20 protein-coding genes are annotated in these 22,301 nt (G+C 30.7%); 12 read left to right on the top strand and 8 right to left on the bottom strand.

Annotation, left to right across the window (positions count from 1 at the left end; all coding sequences use genetic code 11):
- Window positions 1-20 precede the first annotated feature (20 nt).
- Window positions 21-293 (bottom strand): DUF3817 domain-containing protein, encoded by a 273-nt coding sequence (locus J3359_RS08880; protein WP_208080330.1) that lies wholly within the window; start codon window positions 291-293, stop codon window positions 21-23.
- 149 nt (window positions 294-442) lie between these two features.
- On the opposite strand from J3359_RS08880, the gene J3359_RS08875 reads away from it, so the two are divergent.
- A complete protein-coding gene (locus J3359_RS08875) occupies window positions 443-865 on the top strand; it encodes a molybdenum cofactor biosynthesis protein MoaE (RefSeq protein WP_208080329.1) in 423 nt (140 codons plus the stop codon).
- Window positions 866-1,033: 168 nt separating this feature from the next.
- Here the strand turns inward: J3359_RS08875 and J3359_RS08870 are convergent, their stop codons facing one another.
- Entirely contained in the window at window positions 1,034-2,056 is a 1,023-nt protein-coding gene (locus tag J3359_RS08870; protein ID WP_208080328.1) for a COX15/CtaA family protein, read from the bottom strand.
- Window positions 2,057-2,468: 412 nt separating this feature from the next.
- Between J3359_RS08870 and J3359_RS08865 the strand changes: the two genes are divergently transcribed.
- The 5 genes from J3359_RS08865 to J3359_RS08845 all read left to right on the top strand — a co-directional run bounded on the left by J3359_RS08865 (window position 2,469) and on the right by J3359_RS08845 (window position 10,699).
- Window positions 2,469-3,743: a ribonucleotide-diphosphate reductase subunit beta gene (locus J3359_RS08865; protein ID WP_208080327.1), complete on the top strand. Its 1,275-nt coding sequence runs from the start codon at window positions 2,469-2,471 to the stop codon at window positions 3,741-3,743.
- Between the two features lie 3 nt (window positions 3,744-3,746).
- A complete protein-coding gene (locus tag J3359_RS08860) occupies window positions 3,747-5,525 on the top strand; it encodes a ribonucleoside-diphosphate reductase subunit alpha (RefSeq protein WP_208080326.1) in 1,779 nt (592 codons plus the stop codon).
- Window positions 5,526-5,830: 305 nt separating this feature from the next.
- Window positions 5,831-6,586: a hypothetical protein gene (locus J3359_RS08855; RefSeq protein ID WP_208080325.1), complete on the top strand. Its 756-nt coding sequence runs from the start codon at window positions 5,831-5,833 to the stop codon at window positions 6,584-6,586.
- A 13-nt stretch (window positions 6,587-6,599) separates the two neighbouring features.
- Complete coding sequence (locus tag J3359_RS08850) at window positions 6,600-7,940, top strand: deoxyguanosinetriphosphate triphosphohydrolase (RefSeq protein WP_208080324.1); 1,341 nt, start codon at window positions 6,600-6,602, stop codon at window positions 7,938-7,940.
- Window positions 7,941-7,984: 44 nt separating this feature from the next.
- On the top strand, window positions 7,985-10,699 hold the full coding sequence (locus J3359_RS08845; RefSeq protein ID WP_208080323.1) for a T9SS type A sorting domain-containing protein: 2,715 nt from the start codon (window positions 7,985-7,987) through the stop codon (window positions 10,697-10,699).
- Window positions 10,700-10,712: 13 nt separating this feature from the next.
- Here the strand turns inward: J3359_RS08845 and dxs are convergent, their stop codons facing one another.
- A complete protein-coding gene (dxs, locus tag J3359_RS08840) occupies window positions 10,713-12,482 on the bottom strand; it encodes a 1-deoxy-D-xylulose-5-phosphate synthase (protein WP_208080322.1) in 1,770 nt (589 codons plus the stop codon).
- A gap of 109 nt (window positions 12,483-12,591) precedes the next feature.
- On the opposite strand from dxs, the gene J3359_RS08835 reads away from it, so the two are divergent.
- The 3 genes from J3359_RS08835 (at window position 12,592) to J3359_RS08825 (ending at window position 14,588) form a co-directional block, all read left to right on the top strand.
- Window positions 12,592-13,041: a nucleoside deaminase gene (locus tag J3359_RS08835; RefSeq protein ID WP_208080321.1), complete on the top strand. Its 450-nt coding sequence runs from the start codon at window positions 12,592-12,594 to the stop codon at window positions 13,039-13,041.
- Between the two features lie 97 nt (window positions 13,042-13,138).
- Complete coding sequence (locus tag J3359_RS08830) at window positions 13,139-13,906, top strand: enoyl-CoA hydratase/isomerase family protein (RefSeq protein ID WP_208080320.1); 768 nt, start codon at window positions 13,139-13,141, stop codon at window positions 13,904-13,906.
- 124 nt (window positions 13,907-14,030) lie between these two features.
- Window positions 14,031-14,588: an MOSC domain-containing protein gene (locus J3359_RS08825; protein ID WP_208080319.1), complete on the top strand. Its 558-nt coding sequence runs from the start codon at window positions 14,031-14,033 to the stop codon at window positions 14,586-14,588.
- A gap of 55 nt (window positions 14,589-14,643) precedes the next feature.
- Here the strand turns inward: J3359_RS08825 and J3359_RS08820 are convergent, their stop codons facing one another.
- The 4 genes from J3359_RS08820 to J3359_RS08805 form a co-directional block, all read right to left on the bottom strand.
- Window positions 14,644-15,888, bottom strand: coding sequence for an RNA polymerase sigma factor (locus J3359_RS08820; protein WP_208080318.1), 1,245 nt, complete (start codon window positions 15,886-15,888; stop codon window positions 14,644-14,646).
- A complete protein-coding gene (locus J3359_RS08815; RefSeq protein ID WP_208080317.1) occupies window positions 15,888-16,235 on the bottom strand; it encodes a YciI family protein in 348 nt (115 codons plus the stop codon). The genes J3359_RS08820 and J3359_RS08815 overlap by 1 nt, the downstream gene beginning before the upstream one ends.
- A gap of 100 nt (window positions 16,236-16,335) precedes the next feature.
- Window positions 16,336-16,677: a hypothetical protein gene (locus J3359_RS08810; protein ID WP_208080316.1), complete on the bottom strand. Its 342-nt coding sequence runs from the start codon at window positions 16,675-16,677 to the stop codon at window positions 16,336-16,338.
- Between the two features lie 2 nt (window positions 16,678-16,679).
- A complete protein-coding gene (locus J3359_RS08805; RefSeq protein WP_208080315.1) occupies window positions 16,680-17,822 on the bottom strand; it encodes a DNA polymerase III subunit in 1,143 nt (380 codons plus the stop codon).
- A 155-nt stretch (window positions 17,823-17,977) separates the two neighbouring features.
- On the opposite strand from J3359_RS08805, the gene J3359_RS08800 reads away from it, so the two are divergent.
- The 3 genes from J3359_RS08800 to J3359_RS08790 all read left to right on the top strand — a co-directional run bounded on the left by J3359_RS08800 (window position 17,978) and on the right by J3359_RS08790 (window position 21,297).
- Window positions 17,978-18,739 carry a TspO-related membrane protein gene (locus tag J3359_RS08800; protein ID WP_208080314.1) on the top strand — a complete coding sequence of 254 codons (762 nt, stop codon included), beginning with the start codon at window positions 17,978-17,980 and terminating at the stop codon, window positions 18,737-18,739.
- 94 nt (window positions 18,740-18,833) lie between these two features.
- Window positions 18,834-20,027: a phosphoglycerate kinase gene (locus J3359_RS08795; protein WP_208080313.1), complete on the top strand. Its 1,194-nt coding sequence runs from the start codon at window positions 18,834-18,836 to the stop codon at window positions 20,025-20,027.
- A 229-nt stretch (window positions 20,028-20,256) separates the two neighbouring features.
- The gene (locus J3359_RS08790; RefSeq protein WP_208080312.1) at window positions 20,257-21,297 is read left to right on the top strand and encodes an aldo/keto reductase; all 1,041 of its coding nucleotides are present in this window, start codon (window positions 20,257-20,259) and stop codon (window positions 21,295-21,297) included.
- A gap of 57 nt (window positions 21,298-21,354) precedes the next feature.
- On the opposite strand, the gene J3359_RS08785 is transcribed toward J3359_RS08790, so the two are convergent.
- Window positions 21,355-22,212 carry an alpha/beta hydrolase family protein gene (locus J3359_RS08785; protein WP_208080311.1) on the bottom strand — a complete coding sequence of 286 codons (858 nt, stop codon included), beginning with the start codon at window positions 22,210-22,212 and terminating at the stop codon, window positions 21,355-21,357.
- Window positions 22,213-22,301: the final 89 nt, after the last annotated feature.

Here is a 22,301-nt window from a genome sequence, read left to right as displayed (position 1 = left end):
TGTAGTAAAAAGCAAAAAAACTACCTCAAATACTTCTTATCAATATAAAAAGTACCAAAAGGCAAAACAGAAGCTAACATTACAATTCCTAATGTTTTATTGTTCCATTTCATAGGTTTTTGCAACATAAAAGCTAAAACAATATAAAGCATGAATAAAATTCCATGAGGCATTCCTAACATTTTCACGTACGAAGCATCATCTTGAAAATATTTGATAGGAACTGCAATAAAAAGCAGTAATAAATAAGAAATTCCTTCTAAAAAGCTAACAATTCTAAATATAGTCTTCATTTATTTTTTGGGATAATGTTCGTTCGAGTGATTTTAATTTTTCTTCGAAATTGTATCGAGAACTTTTTGGTTTTAAATTTTGATGCAAAAATACAAATTTGTTTTCCTATTTTTGCCCAAGTATTGAACTTGTTTTAATATCTAATAAAATGAAGAGAACTTCCATTAAAATAACATCTAAAAAATTAGATTTACAAGAATGCTACAATTTTGTAGAAGACGATTCTTGTGGCGGAATTTCCGCATTTATTGGAACTGTAAGAAACGACACACAAGGAAAACAAGTTACGCAACTCGACTTTTCCACATACAAACCAATGGCGCTTAAAGAAATGCAGAAAATTGCAGATTTGGCTTTAGAGAAATTCCCTATTCATAAAATAGCAATTCATCACGCAGAAGGCATGTTACAAATAGGAGAAATTCCTGTAATTATAACAGCCTCTTCCAAACACAGAAAAGCAACTTTCGAAGCCTGTGAATTTGCCATAGATACTTTAAAAGAAACTGTTCCCATCTGGAAAAAAGAATATTTTTCTGATGGCGAAGTTTGGGTAAATGCGCATCCGTGATTTTAGTTTGCAGTAGCAGTTGCAGTTTTCAGTGCTTACTGTTGTGGTTATTGGTGTGAAATTTTTTCTCTCGCAAACTAGCAAAGTTTCAAAGTTTTTTAAAATTCGCTACAGCTACAGCTACAGCTACAGCTACAGCTACTGCCACTGCTACTGCCACTGCTACTGCTAACTGCGACTGGCAACTGAAGCTTGCAACCACAAATAAAACTGTAAACCAAATAAAATTGCGCCAGCCAATAAATGTACTGTTTGCGTTCCAAAAGGAATATCAGCATAATACATTAAAATTCCTGTAATGGTTTCTAAGAAGATTAAGAAAACAATCCAATTTACGAGTTTATATCCTAAATTTTTCAATTGATTTAAATACAATAACCCTAAGTTTACCAACACAATTGCAATGGTAAAAGATCTGTGAAAGTAGAATTTAAAACTCGGATTCATTAAACTATAATTCTTGTTTTCGAAACCGTATAATTTTACTTGCTCGTCTATAAACTGTCTTACTTGTGTTCCCATTGCAATTTGTATCAACGAAAAAATAACAGAAGCAATTAGTAATTTATTAAATAATGAATTGTATTTGTAAACCTTTTTATTATTAGTAACTATAAACTGCAACCACAATAAAAGTGCAATAATTATTAAACCAACCACCATATGAATAGTAATAATTGTTGGTGTTAAGTTAGAGTCTACAACAGTTTTTCCAAGCCAAGCTTCAAAAAGCATTAAAAAGAAAGCTGTGTAAGCAAGTATAGGAATTCGTTTGTCTTTCTTTCTATTTTTATAAGCGCCATAAATTAAAAAGAGAAAAACGAAACCAGCTAAAACAGAAACCAGCCTGTTGATGTACTCTGTCCAAGTATGGTATTTGTTAAATTTATTATAATCGTGTTTGGTGTATTTTTTCCAGTTTTTTATGTTGAATTTTGCTGCAGTTCTTAAGTCGTGTTCCGCAACAAATAAAGTTTCGTCTTTTATAATGATAAACCCTTTTTTAAATTCTGTATTTGGTTTCCAAGTAATTTGCGACTCGGAAGTTGGTGGAATGTAATGTCCAAAACATTTTGGCCAATCTGGGCACCCCATTCCAGATCCCGTCATTCTAACTACAGAACCCGCTAAAAAAATTAAATACAAAGAAATTATAGCAAGTTTTACAACTTTTTGGAATCTACTTTTCATCAAAAAAAATTTTTACAAAGATACTTCAAAAATTAATGTTCTAAAATATTTAGAGAAAGCTTCTCTTATGCATAAAAGTTCTAAATAAACAAGTTTTTATTCGAAAAAGAATTCTATTTCTATTTTAGAACAAATTCTATTTTTTTATTTCTGATGTTATTTTTGCTTAAAAAAGTTTTTTTTAGGAATGTCAGCAGTAGCAGTAAGTTATCTATTTTTAGAGCTTTAAAATATTGATTTTCAATTTATTGAAAAAATGTTAATTTTTTACGAAATTCATAATACGAGGTTAATTGTTAAAAACTTCAAGGGATTTGTGAATAAGTATGACTTTCATTTTGGATCAAAAATCGCAATCTTTGTAGAAGTCGTCCCTAACGATTTATTAACATTCAAATAACACCTTTTTACCGTGAAAATTACTCAAATTATTAAAAGAGACTCTGGAACTAGCAATTTCGAGTTAGACAAGATTACAAGAGCCATAGAAAAAGCAATGATTTCCGTGAACAATGGTACTTTAGAAGATGCAATGGCAATTACTAATATCGTTAACGGTACTTTATTAGAAAGAAAGTTAAATGAACCCAATTATACACCTACTGTGGAGCAGGTGCAAGATATTGTAGAATATAAGTTAATGGATAGTCGTTTTCGCGATGTTGCCAAAGCATATATTTTATATAGAGACGAACAAGCAAGAAATAGAAAAAGAAATATTTTCGAAAAAAGGTTGAACTTAAAACCTTACGATTATCCTGAATTAAATGAATATGTAGATGCAATTAGACACTCTTATTGGATTCATACAGAATTTAATTACACGAGCGATATTCAAGATTTTAAGGCATATTTAAATGAAACAGAAAAGAACGCGATAAAAAATACAATGTTGGCAATTTCTCAAATAGAGGTCGCTGTAAAAACATTTTGGGGAGACATTTATAAGAGAATGCCAAAGCCAGAAATTGGTTCTGTAGGTGCTACTTTTGCAGAAAGTGAAGTAAGACATCATGATGCATATTCGCATTTATTAGAAATTTTAGGTTTAAATAATGAGTTTAAAAACTTGAAGAAAAACCCTGTAATTATGAGACGTGTTAATTATTTAGAATTAGCATTAAAAAACGTAAATAGCGAAGACAATAAAGAATTTTCAGAATCAATTATTTTGTTTTCATTATTTATAGAACACGTTTCTTTATTCTCTCAGTTTTTAATTATCATGGCTTTTAACAAACATAAAAATGTGTTAAAAGGAATTTCTAATGTGGTAGAAGCAACTTCTAAAGAAGAGCAAATTCATGGAGATTTTGGAATCGATGTAATTAAAATTATAAAAGAAGAAAATCCAGAATGGTTCGACGAAAGTCACAATTTATTAGTACAAGAAACTTGTAAAGAAGCTTTTTTATCTGAAAGTAAAATTATCGATTGGATTTTCGAAAAAGGAGAATTAGATTTCTTACCAAAAGCAGTCATAAAAGAATTTATTAAAAATAGATTCAACAAATCTTTAGAAAGCATTGGCATTGAAAAAGTATTTGATACAGATGATGCATTATTAGAGCAAACAGATTGGTTCGATGATGAAATTATTGGAACAAAACACGGAGATTTCTTTGTAAAAAGATCTATCAACTATAGTAAAAGAACAAAAAGTATAACTAGCGACGACTTATTTTAAACCATGAACCAGACAACGAGAAAAACTACAGAACTTACAGAGCACGAAAGATTAATTCAAGTTAGAAACGCTTCCAGAAAGGAAATGCTTGATAATATGAAAGATCCTGAAATTACATGGCTAACAGAAAATAGTCGTAAATTTTTAGAGTCGGGATATTTAACAGGAGACACCACTCCAGAGCAAAGAATTCGCGAAATCGCAGATAATGCAGAAAAAATATTAAACAAACCTGGTTTTTCAGATAAGTTTTACAAATATATGGCAGCAGGGTTCTTTTCTTTAGCATCGCCAATTTGGTCGAATTTTGGTAAGAAAAGAGGTTTGCCAATTAGTTGTTTTGGAAGTCATGTTGCAGATGATATGGGAGATATTTTATTCTCGCAATCGGAAGTTGGTATGATGTCTAAATTAGGAGGAGGAACTTCTGGTTATTTTGGTAAATTGCGCGAAAGAGGCGCAGAAGTAAAAAATAATGGTTCGTCATCTGGTTCTGTGCACATTATGCAACTTTTTGAAAAAATGGTCGATGTTGTTAGTCAAGGTTCCGTAAGAAGAGGTCGTTTTTCCCCTTATTTACCAGTAGATCATCCAGATATTAAAGAATTTTTAGAAATTGGAACAGAAGGAAATCCAATTCAAGAATTAACACATGGAGTTACAGTTGGTAACCAATGGATGGAAGAAATGATTGCTGGAGATGTAGAAAAAAGAAGCATTTGGGCAAAAATTTTACAAAGAAGAGGCGAAATAGGATATCCATATATATTATTTAGAGACAACGCAAATAATGGAACAGTTGATGTTTACAAAGACAAAAACCACGAAATTTATGCAAGTAACTTGTGTACAGAAATTATGTTACCATCAAATGAAGATTGGTCTTTCGTTTGCTGTTTATCATCTGTAAACTTATTACATTACGATAAGTGGAAAGATACAGACGCAGTAGAAACACTTACCTATTTCTTGGATGCAGTAATGCAAGAATTCATTACAAAATTAGAAGTTTATAGAGACTCAAAAGACAGAGACGACCAATTTACGTTCCGTTTTATGGAAAAAGCGTATAATTTCGCAAAAGAAAATAGAGCATTAGGTTTAGGAGCTTTAGGATGGCATTCTTTATTACAATCTAAAATGTTAGCCTTCGACTCTCAAGAAGCGTATAATTTAAATACAGAAATCTTTAAAGTAATTAAAGAAAAATCTTACAAAGCTTCAGAAGAAATGGCAAAAGAATATGGAGAGCCAGCAGTTTTAAAAGGCTATGGAAGACGTAACACAACCTTAAATGCAATTGCACCAACAACGTCATCCGCATTTATTTTAGGACAAGTTTCTCAAGGAATTGAGCCAATTTGGTCGAATATTTACGTAAAAGATATCGCAAAAATTAAAACAACAATTAAAAACCCAATTTTAGAAAAAGTTTTAGAAGAAAAAGGGAAGAATACCAAAGAAGTTTGGACGAGCATTCGCGATAATGATGGTTCTGTATTGCATTTAGATTTCTTAACAGAAGCAGAAAAAGATGTGTTTAGAACGTACTCGGAAATCGACCAAAACGTAATCGTTTATCAAGCTGCAAATAGGCAAAATCATATCGACCAAGGACAATCTATTAATATAATGGTGCACCCAGATATGCCAATTAAAGACGTAAATGCAGTATATATTAACGCATGGAAATTAGGTGTAAAATCTATGTATTACCAACACAGTATGAACGCTGCACAGAAATTCAAACAAAAGAAAGAATGTGCTTCTTGTGAAGGATAATAACTTTGTTATTCTGAACCTGTTTCAGAATCTAATAAATTAAAAGTTCGTAGAAAAAGAGAAGCAGTAATGTTTCTCTTTTTTTGTGGAGCTATTTTCAGCTTTACGCATTCGCTTTTTTTTGCTAAAAAGAGCAAAAAAGAACTCAAACAAATGCTTCAATCAGGGCTCATATCTTTTTTAAATGCTTTTTGCTATTCCTAAAATTTTTAGAAATTTAATTAAGTATTTTTTTTTTGTATTTTCGTGCAACTTGTAGGATTTTTCTCTAATTGAAGAGTATAATTTTTTTAAAAAAAATATTTATGAAAAATATAGTTATTCTTTTAATAACACTGTTCGTGTTTGGTTGTAAATCTCAAAATATGAAAAGTGATAGTGATAAAGTATTAAAAGATGGTTTTATATCGTATAATTTCAAAGTTAATGCTGATCAGAAAGAATTATCAAATGAACTTGAAAAAATGTACGAGGAGGCAGAAACAAAAGAGGATAGTTTAATGGTAAAGGGTCTTATTGCAGGTTCCTTAAAAGCATTAAATAAATTTAAAGATTTATCATTTGAAGAAAATTATTTTTTTATAAATGATACAGTTATTATAAATACTGTTGAGCAGGAAACGATATTTATCCCTAAAACTTTCACAAAATATGTAGATTGGAAAAAAGGGAGATTTAAGAGAAAATATATTTCTAAAATGGACAGCCTTTACAAAACTTGGGATACTTCTTATGACATTAAGGTAGACAAAAATGATAAAAAGATAATTAATAATATTGAAGGATATAAATTAATAATAACGGAAACAAGAATTGGTTCTTATGATACATATGTGAATATATCAGAATTATATGTTTCTGATTTGTATAAATTCCCTTTTAATCACTACGATTTTTTGAAGTTAAAGAGAAAATCTAATTTATCTGGCTTAATTTTAGAATGTAAATCATATTTAATAGAAACACCGAATTTATTTAATTCACATACTTTAAAAGAATTTAATACTTCTAAACAGAAATCTAATTTAATTGATTTATCAAAATTTGATTCGGTTGAATAATTAAAAATAAAAAATGAACTGGGAACAACTCCTATCTTTAAAACGCTTTGGCGACACACAAAAACGCCCAAGAATAGCACAAGACGAAACACGTTTAGGTTTCGATGTAGATTTCGATAGAATTATATTTTCATCCGCATTTAGAAGTCTGCAAGATAAAACACAAGTAATTCCATTATCGGAAACCGATTTTGTGCACACAAGATTAACCCATAGCTTAGAAGTATCTGTAGTAGGTAGAACTTTAGGTAGAAGAGTTGGAAAAGTGTTGTTAGAACGCCACCCAAACTTAGTAGAATTAGGTTACACATTTAACGATTTTGGTGCCATTGTAGCAGCAGCATCTGTAATGCACGATATTGGAAATCCGCCTTTTGGGCATTCAGGAGAAAAAGCCATTGGCGAGTATTTTAAAACAGGAAAAGGAGCAAAATATAAAAACGATTTAAGAGAAAAAGAATATCAAGATTTAATAGATTTCGAAGGAAATGCCAACGGATTTAAAATTTTAACAGAATCCAGAGAAGGTATTTCTGGTGGCTTAAGATTAAGTTACGCGACATTAGGTGCATTTTTAAAATATCCGAAAGAAAGTCTTCCAAAGAAACCTACAAAACACATTGTAGATAAAAAATACGGCTTTTTTCAATCAGAAAAAGAAGCCTTTTTAGAAGTAGTTAAAGATTTGGGCATAAAGAAAAAAACGATTACAGAAAACCTTTCTTATTACAGACATCCATTAGCTTATTTAGTAGAAGCTGCAGACGATATTTGCTACACCATTATCGATTTCGAAGACGGAATAAATCTTGGTTTAATAGAAGAAGATTATGCTTTAGAATACATGATAAAGCTAGTAAAAGACACCATAGATTCTAAAAAATACCACTCACTAAAACATAAAACAGATCGTATAAGTTATTTAAGAGCATTGGCAATTGGCGTTTTAATTAACGAGGCTGTAGACATTTTTTTAAAAAACGAAGAAGCCATATTAAATGGTACTTTCGAGAAGTCTTTGTTAGACAAATGTAAGTATGAGGCACAAATTAACGACATAATAAAAATAAGTATAGATAAAATTTACAGAAGTACAGAGGTTATAGAAAAAGAAGTCGCAGGTTATCGAATTATAGCCGATTTATTAGACGTATTTGTAACGGCATTAAATAATAAGTTCGATGGAAATGCATCTAATTTCGACAATCTAGTCTTGCACCTTTTACCAAAAGAATATCAAACAGAAAATACAAATCTATATAGCAGAATTATGCAGGTATGTAGTTATGTTTCCAGAATATCAGATAGTTACGCAATACGAATGCACAAAAAAATAACAGGAAATATTATTTAGAGTTATTAATTAATACTAAATTTAGGTTCTCTAAAAGAAAAAAAATGACAAGAAAATACTATATATTCACTTTAATTACTGTAGGTGTAATTCTAACCATTAGCATACTTAAAAACAAAGAAACCGATTTAGAAAAAAACCATAGAGAATATACAGAGTATATTCAAAACCACCCTTATGCTAAGAGAACTAGTTTAAACAGAAAAGAATTAAAGTCCATAGCGAAAAAAGACCGCCCAGATTTGGCTTTTGAACAAGATTTTTTAAGAACGGTAGATCCTAAAACAAAAAAATTACATCAAGACAGGTTGGTAAGCGCTATTAATTATTCAAAAAAAAGAAATAAAAATAATTTCTTAAAAAAAAGCACTAATTCGACCCTTAATTGGAGCTCTAGAGGCCCTAAAACAGTATCTGGTAGAGTTCGTGCATTAATGTTCGATCCTAATGATGCAACAGATAAAAGAGTTTTTGCAGGAGGAGTTAGTGGAGGAATCTGGAAAAATAACGATATAACAAATGAAAATTCTCCTTGGGAACAAGTAAATCCAGAAATGTCTAATTTTGCTATTTCTGCGATGGCTTACGACCCAGTACAAACAAATACTTTTTATATTGGTACAGGAGAAGGTTGGGGCAACTCAGATGCTGTAAATGGAGCAGGTATATGGAAAAGTACAGATGGTGGTGTAACATGGAATAATTTAGCAACTACAGTAGATTTTGAACAGGTATTTGATATTGTTGTTCGTAATGAAGGTGGTGCAACAGGTGTTATTTATGCAGCAATGAGAGATTTAGATGGTATTAATTCTTCTGGCACAGATGTATTTAGATCTGTAGATGGTGGTGCAACATGGACCGTTTCTTTAGATGATCCTATAAGAGATTTAGAACTTGCTGCAGATGGCACTATTTGGGCAGGTAATGCAACTGGTTCAATTCTTTCATCTTCAGATGGGGTTACTTGGGTATCTAAATACACTTCATCATTAAATTCACCAGGTAGAGTTGAGTTATCTACTGCAAAATCTAGCACCAAAATTGTTTATGCTCTTATAACAGCAGAAGTTCCTAATTCAAATAATACAGGGAAGGTATCTGGTTTGGGTGAAATTGTAAAAACAGAAAATGCAGGAACAACTTGGTCGAATTTACCAGAACCAGCAGACTCTGGAGATGCAACAATACCAGATAAAGATTTTACAAGAGGCCAAGCTTGGTACGATTTAATTATAAGTGTAGATCCAACAGACTCAAAAAAACTTTACGTTGGTGGTGTTAATACCTTTAAAAGTAACGATGGTGGCACCACTTGGATAAAAACATCAAGCTGGGAAAGTTATTACGATAATTCTGTAAGTATTGTACATGCAGATATTCATAATATTATTTTTAGACCTAATAAAAATGAATTGCTAGTAGCCACAGATGGAGGTATTTTCTATTCGCCTAATAATTCTTTAACACAAACAACCACAGGTTTTGTTCCTAGAAATTTAAATTTTAACATTACTCAATTCTATTCAGGAGCAATTGATCCCGTAAATGAAAATGGCTTTTTAGGAGGTGCACAAGATAATGGTACCAGCTATTTTAATGAACCAAATATAAGTTCAACATCAGAGTTGCTAGGAGGAGATGGCGGTTTTTGTTTTATCGATCAAACAGCAACAAATAGTGTAAGAGGAATTTACTATTTGGCATCTACACAAAATAATGTAACCTATTTATATGATTATTCTAATGGTTCACCAAAATATACTAGTTTAATTAACAACGATAAAAGTGGTAGTTTTATCAACGCATCAGACTACGATGATGTTAATAATATTTTTTACTCCTATGACAGCCCTAACATAATAACTAGAGCAACTTTAAAGGCAGATTATGAAAACCAAGGAGATGATCAAAAATTTTTAGGAGTAACAGATTCCATTCAAAGTAATTTATTTAATGGAGCAGTTGCAACTCACATTAGAGTTTCACCCCACAACAACAATCAAAGACAAGTATTTTTTGGAACCTCTTTTGGTAAAATTGTAAAATTCGATTCGCAAAATGAAACTTTTTCGAATGTATCAACTCCAGTAGGCGTTAATGGAAGTGTTTCTTGTATAGAGTTTGGGGCAACAGATAACGAAATTTTACTAACATACTCTAATTACGGTATTTTAAGTGTTTGGTACACAGTTGATGGAGGTGCAAATTGGACAAATGTTGAAGGAAATTTACCAGATATTCCTGTAAGATGGGCTTTATTTAATCCCTTAAATAGAAAAGAAGTAATTTTAGCAACAGAAGTAGGTGTTTGGAAAACCAAGAACATTAAAAAAGCACCAGCTTCTAGTATCGTTTGGGAACCAGCATCTACAAACATGGGAAATGTTAGAGTAGATATGTTACAATATAGAGCCTCAGATAATTTAATTTTAGCCGCAACACATGGTAGAGGAATGTTTACAAGTAATTTTACTGCAGCACCTGCTTCAATTAACGATGTACTTGCAAAAACAAAGGCTTTTACAATTTATCCTACAATTTCAAATGGTAATTTTACACTATTTGCAAAAAACAGTTTAGGAAAATCAAAGGTGAGGGTTTTTGATATTTCTGGAAAACAAGTTTACAAAACAAATCTTGATTTTACTTCTCAAGAAAAACAAGAAATTTCTGTAAACCTAAATGCAGGAATTTATATTGTAAATGTTGTTGATGAAAACAATAAAAAATCATCAAATAAAATTATTATAGAATAGTTTCTAAACTATTTTATGAATAAGAATTTAGTAAATTAGATAAGCTTTTGGGATGTAAACCAATAGTATATTGTAACTGAGAAACAGTTCCATGCTCAATAAAATTATCTGGAATACCTAGTACTTTTATTTTATGTTGATAATTATTTTCTGAAGCAAACTCCAAGATAGCAGAACCAAATCCACCTTTTATAACCCCATCTTCCACAGTAATTATGGAAGTGTGGTTTGCAAAAATTTCTTCCAATAGGTTTTTATCCAAAGGTTTTACAAAACGCATATCATAATGAGAAAAAAGGGCTTTTTCCGAAATTAGTTCTAAGGCTTCTGTAATATTGCTTGCAATAGTTCCAATGGTTAGAATTGCAATTTTGTTTCCTTTTTGCAAACAAACTCCTGTTCCAATTTTAATTTCTTCGAAAGGTTTTTGCCAATCTAATAATTTTCCAGTTCCTCTTGGATAGCGAATCGCAATCGGATTTTCCAATCCTTTTTGAGCTGTAAACAATATGTTTCTCAGTTCAATTTCATTGCTGGGTGCAAACACAATTAAATTAGGAATGCAACGTAAATAAGCCAAATCGAAAACTCCATGATGTGTTGCGCCATCTTCGCCCACCAATCCAGCTCTATCTAAACAGAAAACTACAGGTAAATTTTGCAAAGCAACATCGTGTATTACTTGATCGTAAGCACGTTGTAAAAATGTAGAATAAATATTGCAAAAAACAACTAAACCTTGGGTAGCCATTCCTGCAGCCAAAGTAACTGCATGTTGTTCTGCAATACCAACATCGAAAGTTCTTTTTGGAAATTTATCGAACATAAATTTTAAAGAACTTCCTGTAAGCATTGCTGGTGTAACTCCAACAATTTTATCATTTTTTTCTGCCAATTCTACCAATGTTTTTCCAAAAATATCTTGGTATTTTGTGTATAAACTAGCTTCTTTTTTAATACGTTCTCCAGAAATTTTATCAAATTTCCCTGGCGCATGATACGTTACTTGATCTTCTTCAGCTTGCTGTAAACCTTTTCCTTTTGTGGTAATTATATGTAAAAATTTAGGACCTTTTACAGATTTTAAACGTTTTAATTCTGATAGGATTTTTGGTAAATTATGTCCGTCAATTGGTCCAGAATAATCGAAATTTAAAGCCTTTATAATATTATTTTGAGCTGCTAATTTTCGATCTGTTTTTACTTTTGTTAAATACTCCTTTAAAGCTCCAACAGAAGGGTCAATTCCAATCGCATTATCATTTAGAATAATTAACAAATTTGCTTTGGAAACTCCTGCATGATTCAACGCTTCAAAAGCCATTCCACTTGCAATAGAAGCATCTCCAATAACTGCAATATGATGCTTTTTTGTTTCTCCTTTTAAGTTAGATGCAATTGCCATACCTAAAGCAGCAGAAATAGAAGTAGATGAATGCCCCACACCAAAAGCATCAAATTTACTTTCTTTTCTTGACGGAAAACCAGCAATGCCACCAAATTGCCTGTTGGTATGAAAAATTTCTTTTCTTCCAGTTAAAATTTTATGTCCATAAGCCTGGTGTCCTACATCCCAAACTAACAAATCGTTTGGTGTATCAAATAAATAATGGAGCGCAATTGTTAATTCTACAACCCCCAAACTAGCTCCTAAATGCCCTTCTTTTGCAGCAACAATATCAATAATAAATGCACGCAATTCTTTGGCTAATTGTGGCAATTTCTCGGGATTTAATTTTCTTAAATCTTCGGGGTTTAATATGTTATCTAACAAATTCTTCATTCGGATACTAAAATACAACAACAAATTTTGTGTCCATAAAAAGGACTATTAAGAATTACAAATCTATCATAAAAAATTACTTAATTTTACTAAAAAATGTAAATAACAGATGCTACAACCTTTCGACGATACTTTTTTTATGAAAAAAGCCTTACAAGAAGCAGAAATGGCTTTCGATAAAGGCGAAATTCCTGTAGGTGCAATTATTGTTTTAAAAGACCAAATTATTGCAAGAGCACATAATTTAACAGAAACCTTAAATGATGTAACTGCACATGCAGAAATGCAAGCATTTACTTCTGCATCCGATTTTTTAGGAGGTAAATATTTAAAAGACTGCATTTTATATGTTACTTTAGAGCCCTGTCAAATGTGTGCAGGCGCAAGTTATTGGGCGCAAATTGGTAAAATTGTGTATGGTGCTACTGAACCAGAAAGAGGTTTTATGAATTTAAATACAAAATTACACCCAAAAACAAAAGTAGTTGGTGGTATTTTAGAAAACGAATGCTCTCAACTTTTAAAAAGTTTTTTTATTGAAAAAAGAAATTTGAATTAAATTAGAATACATAAAATTACTTTATAAAACTGCCACAAATGCACGAATTTTTCTTTTTTAAATATGAATAACTTATTTTTGATAAAAACTCAATAATATGACTACAGATAGAAAAAACGGAAGTTTATACACCAACATAAACAACAAAATTGCAACGATAGAATTTGGGCATCCTGCAAGTAATTCTTTTCCAAGTGAATTATTGGACAGATTAACCAGAGAACTTATTGCTATTGGAAAAAATACAGATGTTTCTGTAATTATCTTAAAATCGGAAGGAGAAAAAGCCTTTTGTGCAGGTGCTTCTTTTGATGAATTGGTTGCGATTTCTAGTTCAGAAGAAGGCAAAGAATTTTTCTCAGGTTTTGCAAATGTAATCAATGCCATGAGAACTTGCGGAAAATTAATTATCGGAAGAATTCAAGGAAAAACTGTTGGTGGTGGCGTTGGTTTGGCAGCTGCTTGCGATTATGTATTAACGACAGAAAATGCATCTATAAAATTATCGGAATTCACTATAGGAATTGGACCTTTTGTAATTGAGCCAGCTGTTACAAGAAAAATTGGAGTCTCAGGAACTGCAGAATTAACTTTAGACGCAAGTAATTGGAAAAACGCCTATTGGGCAAAAGAAAAAGGGTTGTATGCAAAAGTTTTTGAGAACGTAAAAGAATTAGATAAAGAGGTAGAAACTCTTTCAGAAAAATTGGCTTCATACAATCCTACAGCTTTAGCTGAAATGAAGAAAGCGTTGTGGAGAGGAACTGAAAACTGGAACAATTTATTAGAAGAAAGAGCTGCAGTTTCAGGTGAATTGGTGTTGTCTGATTTTACGAAAAAAGCATTAGAGAAATTTAAAAACTAGTGTTTTTATTGAGAATATCTTCCAAGGTTTCAAAGACTTCCTGCAAGGTTTCAAAATATATTAAATAAATTAAAATAAGTAACACCTACAAGGCATTAAAGACCTTGCAGGAGAACAAATAAAAATGAAAATAATTTCAACAAATATTGGCGAACGCAAAGAAATCGAATGGAAAGGTAAAAAAGTAACCACAGGAATCTTTAAATTTCCAGTTTCTAAACCTATTTTTTTAGATATTGAAGAAGTAAAAGATGATGAAATTTCGGACAGAAAACATCATGGAGGTATTTTACAAGCGGTTTATGGATATTCTCTAAAACACTACGATTATTTTAAAAAGTTACATCCAAATGTAGATTTCACACATGGAATCTTTGGAGAAAACTTAACAATTGACGATTTAGAGGAAACAAAAATCCATCAAGGAGATATTTTTAAAGTTGGTGAAACTATTCTAGAAGCAACTGTGCAGAGAAATCCTTGTTATAAATTAGGAATTCGTTTTAACAATATGAAAATTGTAAAACAATTCTGGAATACAACAATGTGTGGCGTTTATTTTAAAGTTTTACAAACTGGTTTTGTAAAAGCTGGAGACGAATTTCAACAAATAAAAAGTTGTCCAGAAAACCCTACAATTGCAGATTTGTATGTTGCTAAACGAACTGAAAAAGGAGTATAATTAACTCTGTCATTCCTGTGAAAACAGGAATCTATACTTCGCTTTTTAATAAATTCTACAAGTTTTTTAAAAAGTAAATTTTCTTCCTCTCCAAAAACTTCTTTTCCAAATTATTAGACACTTTTTCTAAAGCAATATCAATAAATTTTAAAGCTCCTTTTTTGTTGTTTGTTTTGGCAAAATAATCTGCTTTTGCGCCATAAAATAGATACGAACGTTGTGCTAAATCATCAGGGTTTATTTGTTCGAAATAATAATTGGCTTTTATATAGTTTTCACTTTGTAAACAAACAACAGCCATGGTTAAGAGATAAGAAGTAGAAGGTTGTATTTTGTGCAGGCATTTGTAATAATTCAAAATTTTATTCCAATCTGTTTGTTCGAAATTAGGCGCTTTTATATGTTCTGCAACAATTGCTGCTTCATAATGATATCTTGAGAATTGTGATGTTTCAACAGCTTTATTCATCATCATATTTCCTAATTGAATCAAAGGAAAAGACCATTTATTTCTATCTTGATTTTTTAAATCTAACAACTCATTTTCAGTATTAATTTTTGCATCTAATCTTGCAGAATGAAAACACATGAGCGCAAACAAAGCATAACTTTCAGGAATTTGAGTGTGTTTATTTTTTAGTAACATTTTACACAATCGAATGGCTTCTCCACACAATTCTTTTTGTACTAAAATCTCTTTTTTATTGGAGTGAAAACCTTCATTAAAAATAAGATAAATAACATTTAAAACACTGCCAATCCTCTTTGGAAGTTCTTTTCCTTGTGGAATTTTGAATTCTAAATTTGTTGTTTTAATCGTTTTTTTGGCTCTTAATAAACGTTTTTTAATAGTTTCTTCTTTGGTTAATAAAGCAGATGCAATTTCTTTTGTGCTAAAACCAGCAATTGTTTTTAAGGCAAATACAATTTGGTCTTTAGCATCTAATTTAGGATGACAAGCAGTAAAAATCATTCGAAGTTGAGCATCTTCGATTTCTGCTTCTAAAAAAAGTTCATCTGTTGCAATAGATTCAAAATCTGCTATAATTTCTGGAATGTGTTTTTGTTCGGATTTTAGTTTTCTAAAAATATCTAAAACTCTATTTTTTGCAGCTTTTGTTAGCCAAGCTTCAGGATTTTTTGGCTGTTCTTTTCGCCAAGAAATACTGGCTTTTAGAAAAGTATCTTGTACAGCATCTTCGATAATTTCCAGGTTTGAGAGTCCGAAAATTCGAGTTAAAACAGAAACCATCTTTCCACTATGATTTCGAAAAAGATGGTCTATGAGTTTCGTTTCCATTAATGATCAAATACCATAACTTCTCTAATTTCTACATAAGAACCTAAATCGTAATCTGGAAAATCTTTTGCAATTTCTTCAACTGCATCAAAATCTTTGGCAGTAACTGTGTAATAACCACCAACAATTTCTTTCAATTCTGTAGATGCGATGTCTTTAGCTGTTCTTTCAACACCAGAAATACGTCTTATTTTGGAAGTTAAGGCTTCACCTTCATGTTTAATTCCTGCAGCATCCATTTTCTGGCTCCAAGCAAACCATTTTCCCATTCTGTTTTGCATTTCTTCTGGAGAAAGCCCTAAATCAGCATAATCTTCGCCGATAAAAATCATCATAAATTGTTTCATAATCTAAAGTTTTTAAGTTTATACTATTAAGACGTTTGTCAAAATTAAAAAGGGGACACTTTTTTAGTTTTTTATTGAAATAAAAATTAAACCTGATAAATTATTTCAATATTGAAGATAGTAAACTCCAAGGAATTACAATAAAATAGTAAAGAATATAAACTCTTGTAAAATAATCAAAATTTAAAACTTCATCTTTATTTAGAAAAGAATTTCTCTTTTTCCTATAATTATAAGAACTTTCTAAATATACAAAAGAGACAAAAGCACCAATTGACATTACTAATAGTAAGCCTAATAATAAATCTGTTACAGAGAAATCAGTCGTAAAATTAGGAAAAGGAAGTAAGTAAAACAGAAATATAGCAATTATGGAAAATATTTTAACTTTTCGATTTTCAAGTTTATTCCAAATGAAGTTTCTAAAGTCAGCTATTTTCATTTTTACACAGTCTCTTCTTTCTTATGCAGAAACCTCGTTAATTTCATAGATAAATCTAATAAAATAATTTTTGCATTTCCATTTCTTTCAATGTGATACATGGCATCATTTAGTTCTTTTTCTATCTCCAAAATATTTCCAGCATGTACAAAAGGTGCAAATTTAGATAAATCGAAACCTGTTTTTGTTTCCATAAAAACCAATTGGTCCGACTGATAATTTAACAATAAAGCTTGTCTAAAAAATTGCAAACAATATTCTAAAAAACGTTTTTGAGTTTCTCGTCCCGTTTTTGCAATCGTGTCCGACCAAGAAATTAACTGTTGCACCACAGAAGCATTTCCTTTTGCTCTAAAAGCCGTTCTTATCCAGGCAATAAACCATTCTTCGAAAACCAAATCAGAAGAATCGTTGTGTAATAAATGAATGGCTTTGTTGTAATTTCCTTCAGCTTGATGCGCAATTGTAGCAGCTTCACTTTCCGAGCAATTTTCTCTTTCGATTAAAGCTTTCGAAATATCATTCTCTGCCAAAACAGGAAAATGTAAGGCTTGGCAACGAGATTTTATGGTATTTATAATCTGTTCTTCATTTTCTGTTATTAAAATGAAAACAGTTTTGTTGGGCGGTTCTTCAATTAGTTTTAATAATTTGTTGGCAGCAGCAATGTTCATTTTTTCTGCCATCCAAATAATCATCACTTTAAAACCACCTTCGTAAGATTTTAGTTTTAGCTTTTTAACAACATCTTCAGCTTCATCAACTCCAATATTTCCTTGTTTATTTTCTACGCCAATATGTTGCAGCCAATTAAACAAACTTGCATAAGGTTGTTCGCCTAAAAACTGACGCCATTCTTCTAAATATAAATTACTTACAGGATGTTTTTTAACGCTATCACTTGTGGTTACTGGAAACGCAAAATGCAAATCTGGATGTTGTAATTTGTTACATTTTATATTACAAGCTTCTTTATCATCAGAAAAATTACATAATAAAAACTGTGCATAGGCTATTGCCATTGGCAAAGTTCCACTTCCTTCTTTTCCTACAAACAATTGCGCATGCGGAATTCTACCATTTTCCGCAGAAACTTGTAAATGGTTTTTAATATGTTCTTGACCTATAATTTGGTTGAAAAGCATGCACAAATATAAAGGTTTCTAAAACTTTTATTCAGAATTTTGTATTTTTCCTCTCCCAAAATTTTAAAAAAAACAGTTTTAATCTTTCAAAATGAAAGATAAACAAAGAAACCTTTGGGCAAAGTCTTCAAGAAACTATTATTTTAAAAAATATTATGAAAAGATTTCTACAAATTTTAAACGGAGTTGCATTTATTTCTGTTGTTTTTATCAATTATTTATCCAACACAGGTTTAATGAATAATACTACAATTGGTGAGATTTCCAGTGAGTATAAATCACTCTTTACACCTGCAGGCTATGCTTTTTCCATTTGGGGACTCATTTATTTATTGCTTTTTGGATTCATTTTTTACCAAGGAAGAAGTCTATTTACAAAAGTTAGAAATGATGATTTTATTGAAATAATCGGCTTTTGGTTTGCCATTTCATGTTTCGCAAACAGTGCTTGGGTTTTTAGTTGGATTTACGAATACACTGGTTTGTCTTGCATTTTTATTTTTTTGCTACTTTTTTCAATCTTAAAAATCGTTGTAAACACAAAAATCGGACTTGAAAAAGAAACATTTTCAACAAAAATATTTATTTGGTGGCCATTTGCAATTTACAGTGGTTGGGTAACTGTAGCAAGTATTGCAAATGTTTCTACGTATTTGATAAAGATTAATTGGGACGGATTTGGAATTTCGCCAAAAATTTGGACGATTATTATGATTTCCATTGCAACAATTATCAACTTAATAGTTACGTGGAAAAGAAATATGAGCGCATTTGCATTTGTAGGTGCTTGGGCGTTAATTGCTATTGCTGTTGCGAATTCGGATAATACTTTAGTGACAATTGCAAATTCAGCTACAGGAATTTTAATTTTAAGTAGCTTGTTAAATGCATTTAAAAATAGAAAAACAATTCAATAAAAATACTACGCAAACGTTAACTTAACTTTTTAGATTTCAACTTTCTAAAAACTAAAGAAAAAGGTATTTTTGTTGAAAATAGACAAAACCAAAGATGAAAACACTAAAAGATTTTAATTTCGAAAATAAAAAAGCGATTATTCGTGTAGATTTTAACGTGCCTTTAAATGATAAATTTGAAGTAACAGATACTACAAGAATTCAGGCAGCAAAATCTACTATTATAGATATTTTAGAACAAGGAGGAAGCTGTGTATTAATGTCTCATTTAGGTCGTCCAAAGGGTTTTCAAGAAGAATTTTCTTTGAAACATATTGTAAAATCGGTCGTAGATATTATTGGTTGCAACGTAAAATTTGTGGAAGATTGTGTTGGAAGTGAAGTTGAAGAAGCTGTTGCTAATTTAGAAGCTGGAGAGATTTTATTATTAGAAAACTTACGTTATTATCCTGAAGAAACAAAAGGTGATGTTGCGTTTGCAGAGAAATTATCGAAATTTGGAGATATTTATGTAAACGATGCTTTTGGAACCGCTCACAGAGCACATGCATCTACAACCATTATTGCACAATTTTTTGAAGGTAATAAATGTTTCGGAAACTTATTAGCAAGAGAAATAGAAAGTATTGATAAGGTTTTAAATAATTCAGAAAAACCAGTTCTGGCAATTTTAGGAGGTGCAAAAGTATCTTCTAAAATTACAGTAATCGAAAACATATTAGACAAAGTAGATCATTTAATTATTGGAGGTGGAATGAGTTTTACGTTTGTAAAAGCGAAAGGCGGAAAAATAGGAAATTCTATCTGTGAAGACGATAAAATGGATTTGGCTTTAGACATTTTAAAGCAAGCAAAAGCAAAAGGAGTAGAAGTTCATGTTCCTGTAGATGTTGTTGCTGCAGACGATTTTTCTAACGATGCAAATACACAAAATTTAGATATTACTCAAATTCCTGATGGTTGGGAAGGAGTTGATGCTGGACCAAAATCAAGAGAGATTTTTGATGATGTTGTAAACAAGTGTAAAACGATTTTATGGAATGGACCTTTAGGTGTTTTTGAAATGGAATCTTTTGCAGCAGGAACCATTGCATTAGGACATTCAATAGACAAAGCAACAAAAAACGGAGCATTTTCTTTAGTTGGAGGTGGAGATTCTGTTGCAGCAGTAAAACAATTTGGTTTTGCAGATAAAGTAAGCTATGTTTCAACTGGTGGAGGTGCTATGTTAGAAATGTTAGAAGGAAAAAGTTTACCTGGAATTGAAGCGATTCAAAGCCCATCTTAATCTTCCCAAAGGGAAGAAACACTCATGTGAAATATCGTTTTTTACTTGAATATAATTTATTCTTATAAGCGTATAATTTTTAAAATTATACGCTTATTGTTTTAAATAGTTATAAGTTTTAATTTAGCAATTAGTTTCAAATATTAAATATTTATGAAGATTCAGATTCGTGAAAATCTGTGAAATCTGTGTCTTAAAATTTTAAAATCTAATAATTACGCATCGAAATATGAAATACACAAAACTACCAAATACCAATATAAAAGTTAGCAAAATATGTTTAGGAACCATGACTTGGGGAAATCAAAATACTCAAGAAGAAGGTTTCGAACAAATGGATTATGCTTTAGAACAAGGTGTAAACTTTTTTGATACTGCAGAATTATATTCTGTTCCTGCTTCTCCAGAAACGTATGGAGCAACAGAAAAAATTATTGGGAATTGGTTTAAAAAATCTGGAAATAGAGACAAAGTAGTTTTGGCAAGTAAAATTGCAGGTGGTGGAGATTATACAAAACACATTAGAGAAGGTGGTTTGAATAAGAAAAACATTAAAGAAGCAATTGAAGGAAGTCTAAAGCGTTTACAGACTGATTATATCGATTTGTATCAATTACATTGGCCAAATAGAGGTGTAAATGTTTTCGGTACAAGAGATTTTCCAACAGATACTGTAAAAGATGCAACTGAAAATTATTTAGAAATCATTCAAACTTTAAATGATTTAATACAAGAGGGAAAAATAAGACAATATGGTTTGTCTAACGAAACTCCTTGGGGAACTCTAAAATACCTACAAACAGCTGAATTAAATAAATTGGCAAGACCAATTACAATTCAGAATTCATATTCTATGATTCATAGAGGTTATGAAGCAGGAATGAGTGAGGTTTCTTTAAGAGAGGATATTGGTTTATTAGCATACTCTCCTTTGGCACAAGGTGTTTTATCTGGAAAATATTTAGATGGAAATAAACCAGAAGGCGCAAGAGGAACTTTATTTCCACGTTTTGTTGCACGTTATATGGGTGATGGTTCTTTGGAAGCTGTAAAAAGATACGAGGCAATTGCAAAGAAAGCCGGAATTACATTATCGGAAATGTCTTTGGCGTTTATCAACCAATTACCATTTGTAACCAGTAACATTATTGGAGCTACAAAATTGAGTCAATTGAAAGAAAATATTGGTAGTATTAACATCGATTTATCTAAAGAAACTTTAAAAGAAATTGAAGAAGTTCATAAAGATATTCCTAATCCTGCGCCTTAATTGAGTGGGCAGTTTTTCAGTATTTAGTTAGCAATCATAAAAAAAATCCGATGAAAATTAATTTTCATCAGATTTTTTAGTTTCACTTAATTTAGTAAAAGCATCCTCTAAAACCATTAAAGAAGGCACATGTTTTGCATTTTCTAAAACAATAAAATTTTTAAGATTATTAAAACCTTTTTCGCTCTTCTTTTTGAGTTTTTCACCAGGAACAAAAAAATCTTTTTTACTAGAAATTATGGAAATTGGTGTTTTTATCGTTGCTAAGTCTTCCGTTTTAAAATTAGGTGTTGGGCTAAAATCCATTTTAAAATGTAAGAATACTTCTTTTAAATACGCAAAGGTTATGGAGTCAAAATCATTATAAATACTGTTTAGGCACTTCTTTAAAAAATGATTTTTTTTAGTAAGTTGAAATAATTTCATTGGTATTAAAAACTTAGTTATGGAAGCTAAAATATTTCCATGAATAATACCTGCAGGAGAAATTAAGAAAACCTGTTTTATGTTTTTATTATCAATTAAAAGTGATTTTAGAATAGGAAAAGCGCCAAATGAAATGCCGCATAAAGTAATATTTTTTATGTTGAAGTAATTCGTAATTTCTAACAACCATTTTCCATAAGAGTCATCTTTTTTAGAAATTTTTACCAAATCACTTATGTTAGGTTCTCCCAAGAGATCAATAGCAAAAATGTGATGTTCTTTCAATAAAAATTGTACACTTTCAATAGCAAAAGGAGCCGCAGAGTTTAATCCATGTACTAAAAAAAACGGAGGTTTATTAGAATCTCCACAGATAATTATATTCGTTTTTCCGAAAGAAGTTTTTATGAGTTTTTCTTTAAATGGAATTTTTAACTCGTTTAATTTTAGATGGTAGTATTTAATATAATTGTAGTTTTTGGTAATCAATATATTAGTTTTTATTATCGATAAAAGTTTTTGTCGGAAATTTACATATTTTTTTTCCTCTGTTTTTTAATTTTACAATCTATTTTATA

This window comes from Polaribacter cellanae, from assembly GCF_017569185.1.
Taxonomy (GTDB): domain Bacteria; phylum Bacteroidota; class Bacteroidia; order Flavobacteriales; family Flavobacteriaceae; genus Polaribacter; species Polaribacter cellanae.
Note: the sequence above shows the minus strand (reverse complement) of the source record. Positions and strands in the feature narration are given on the sequence as shown.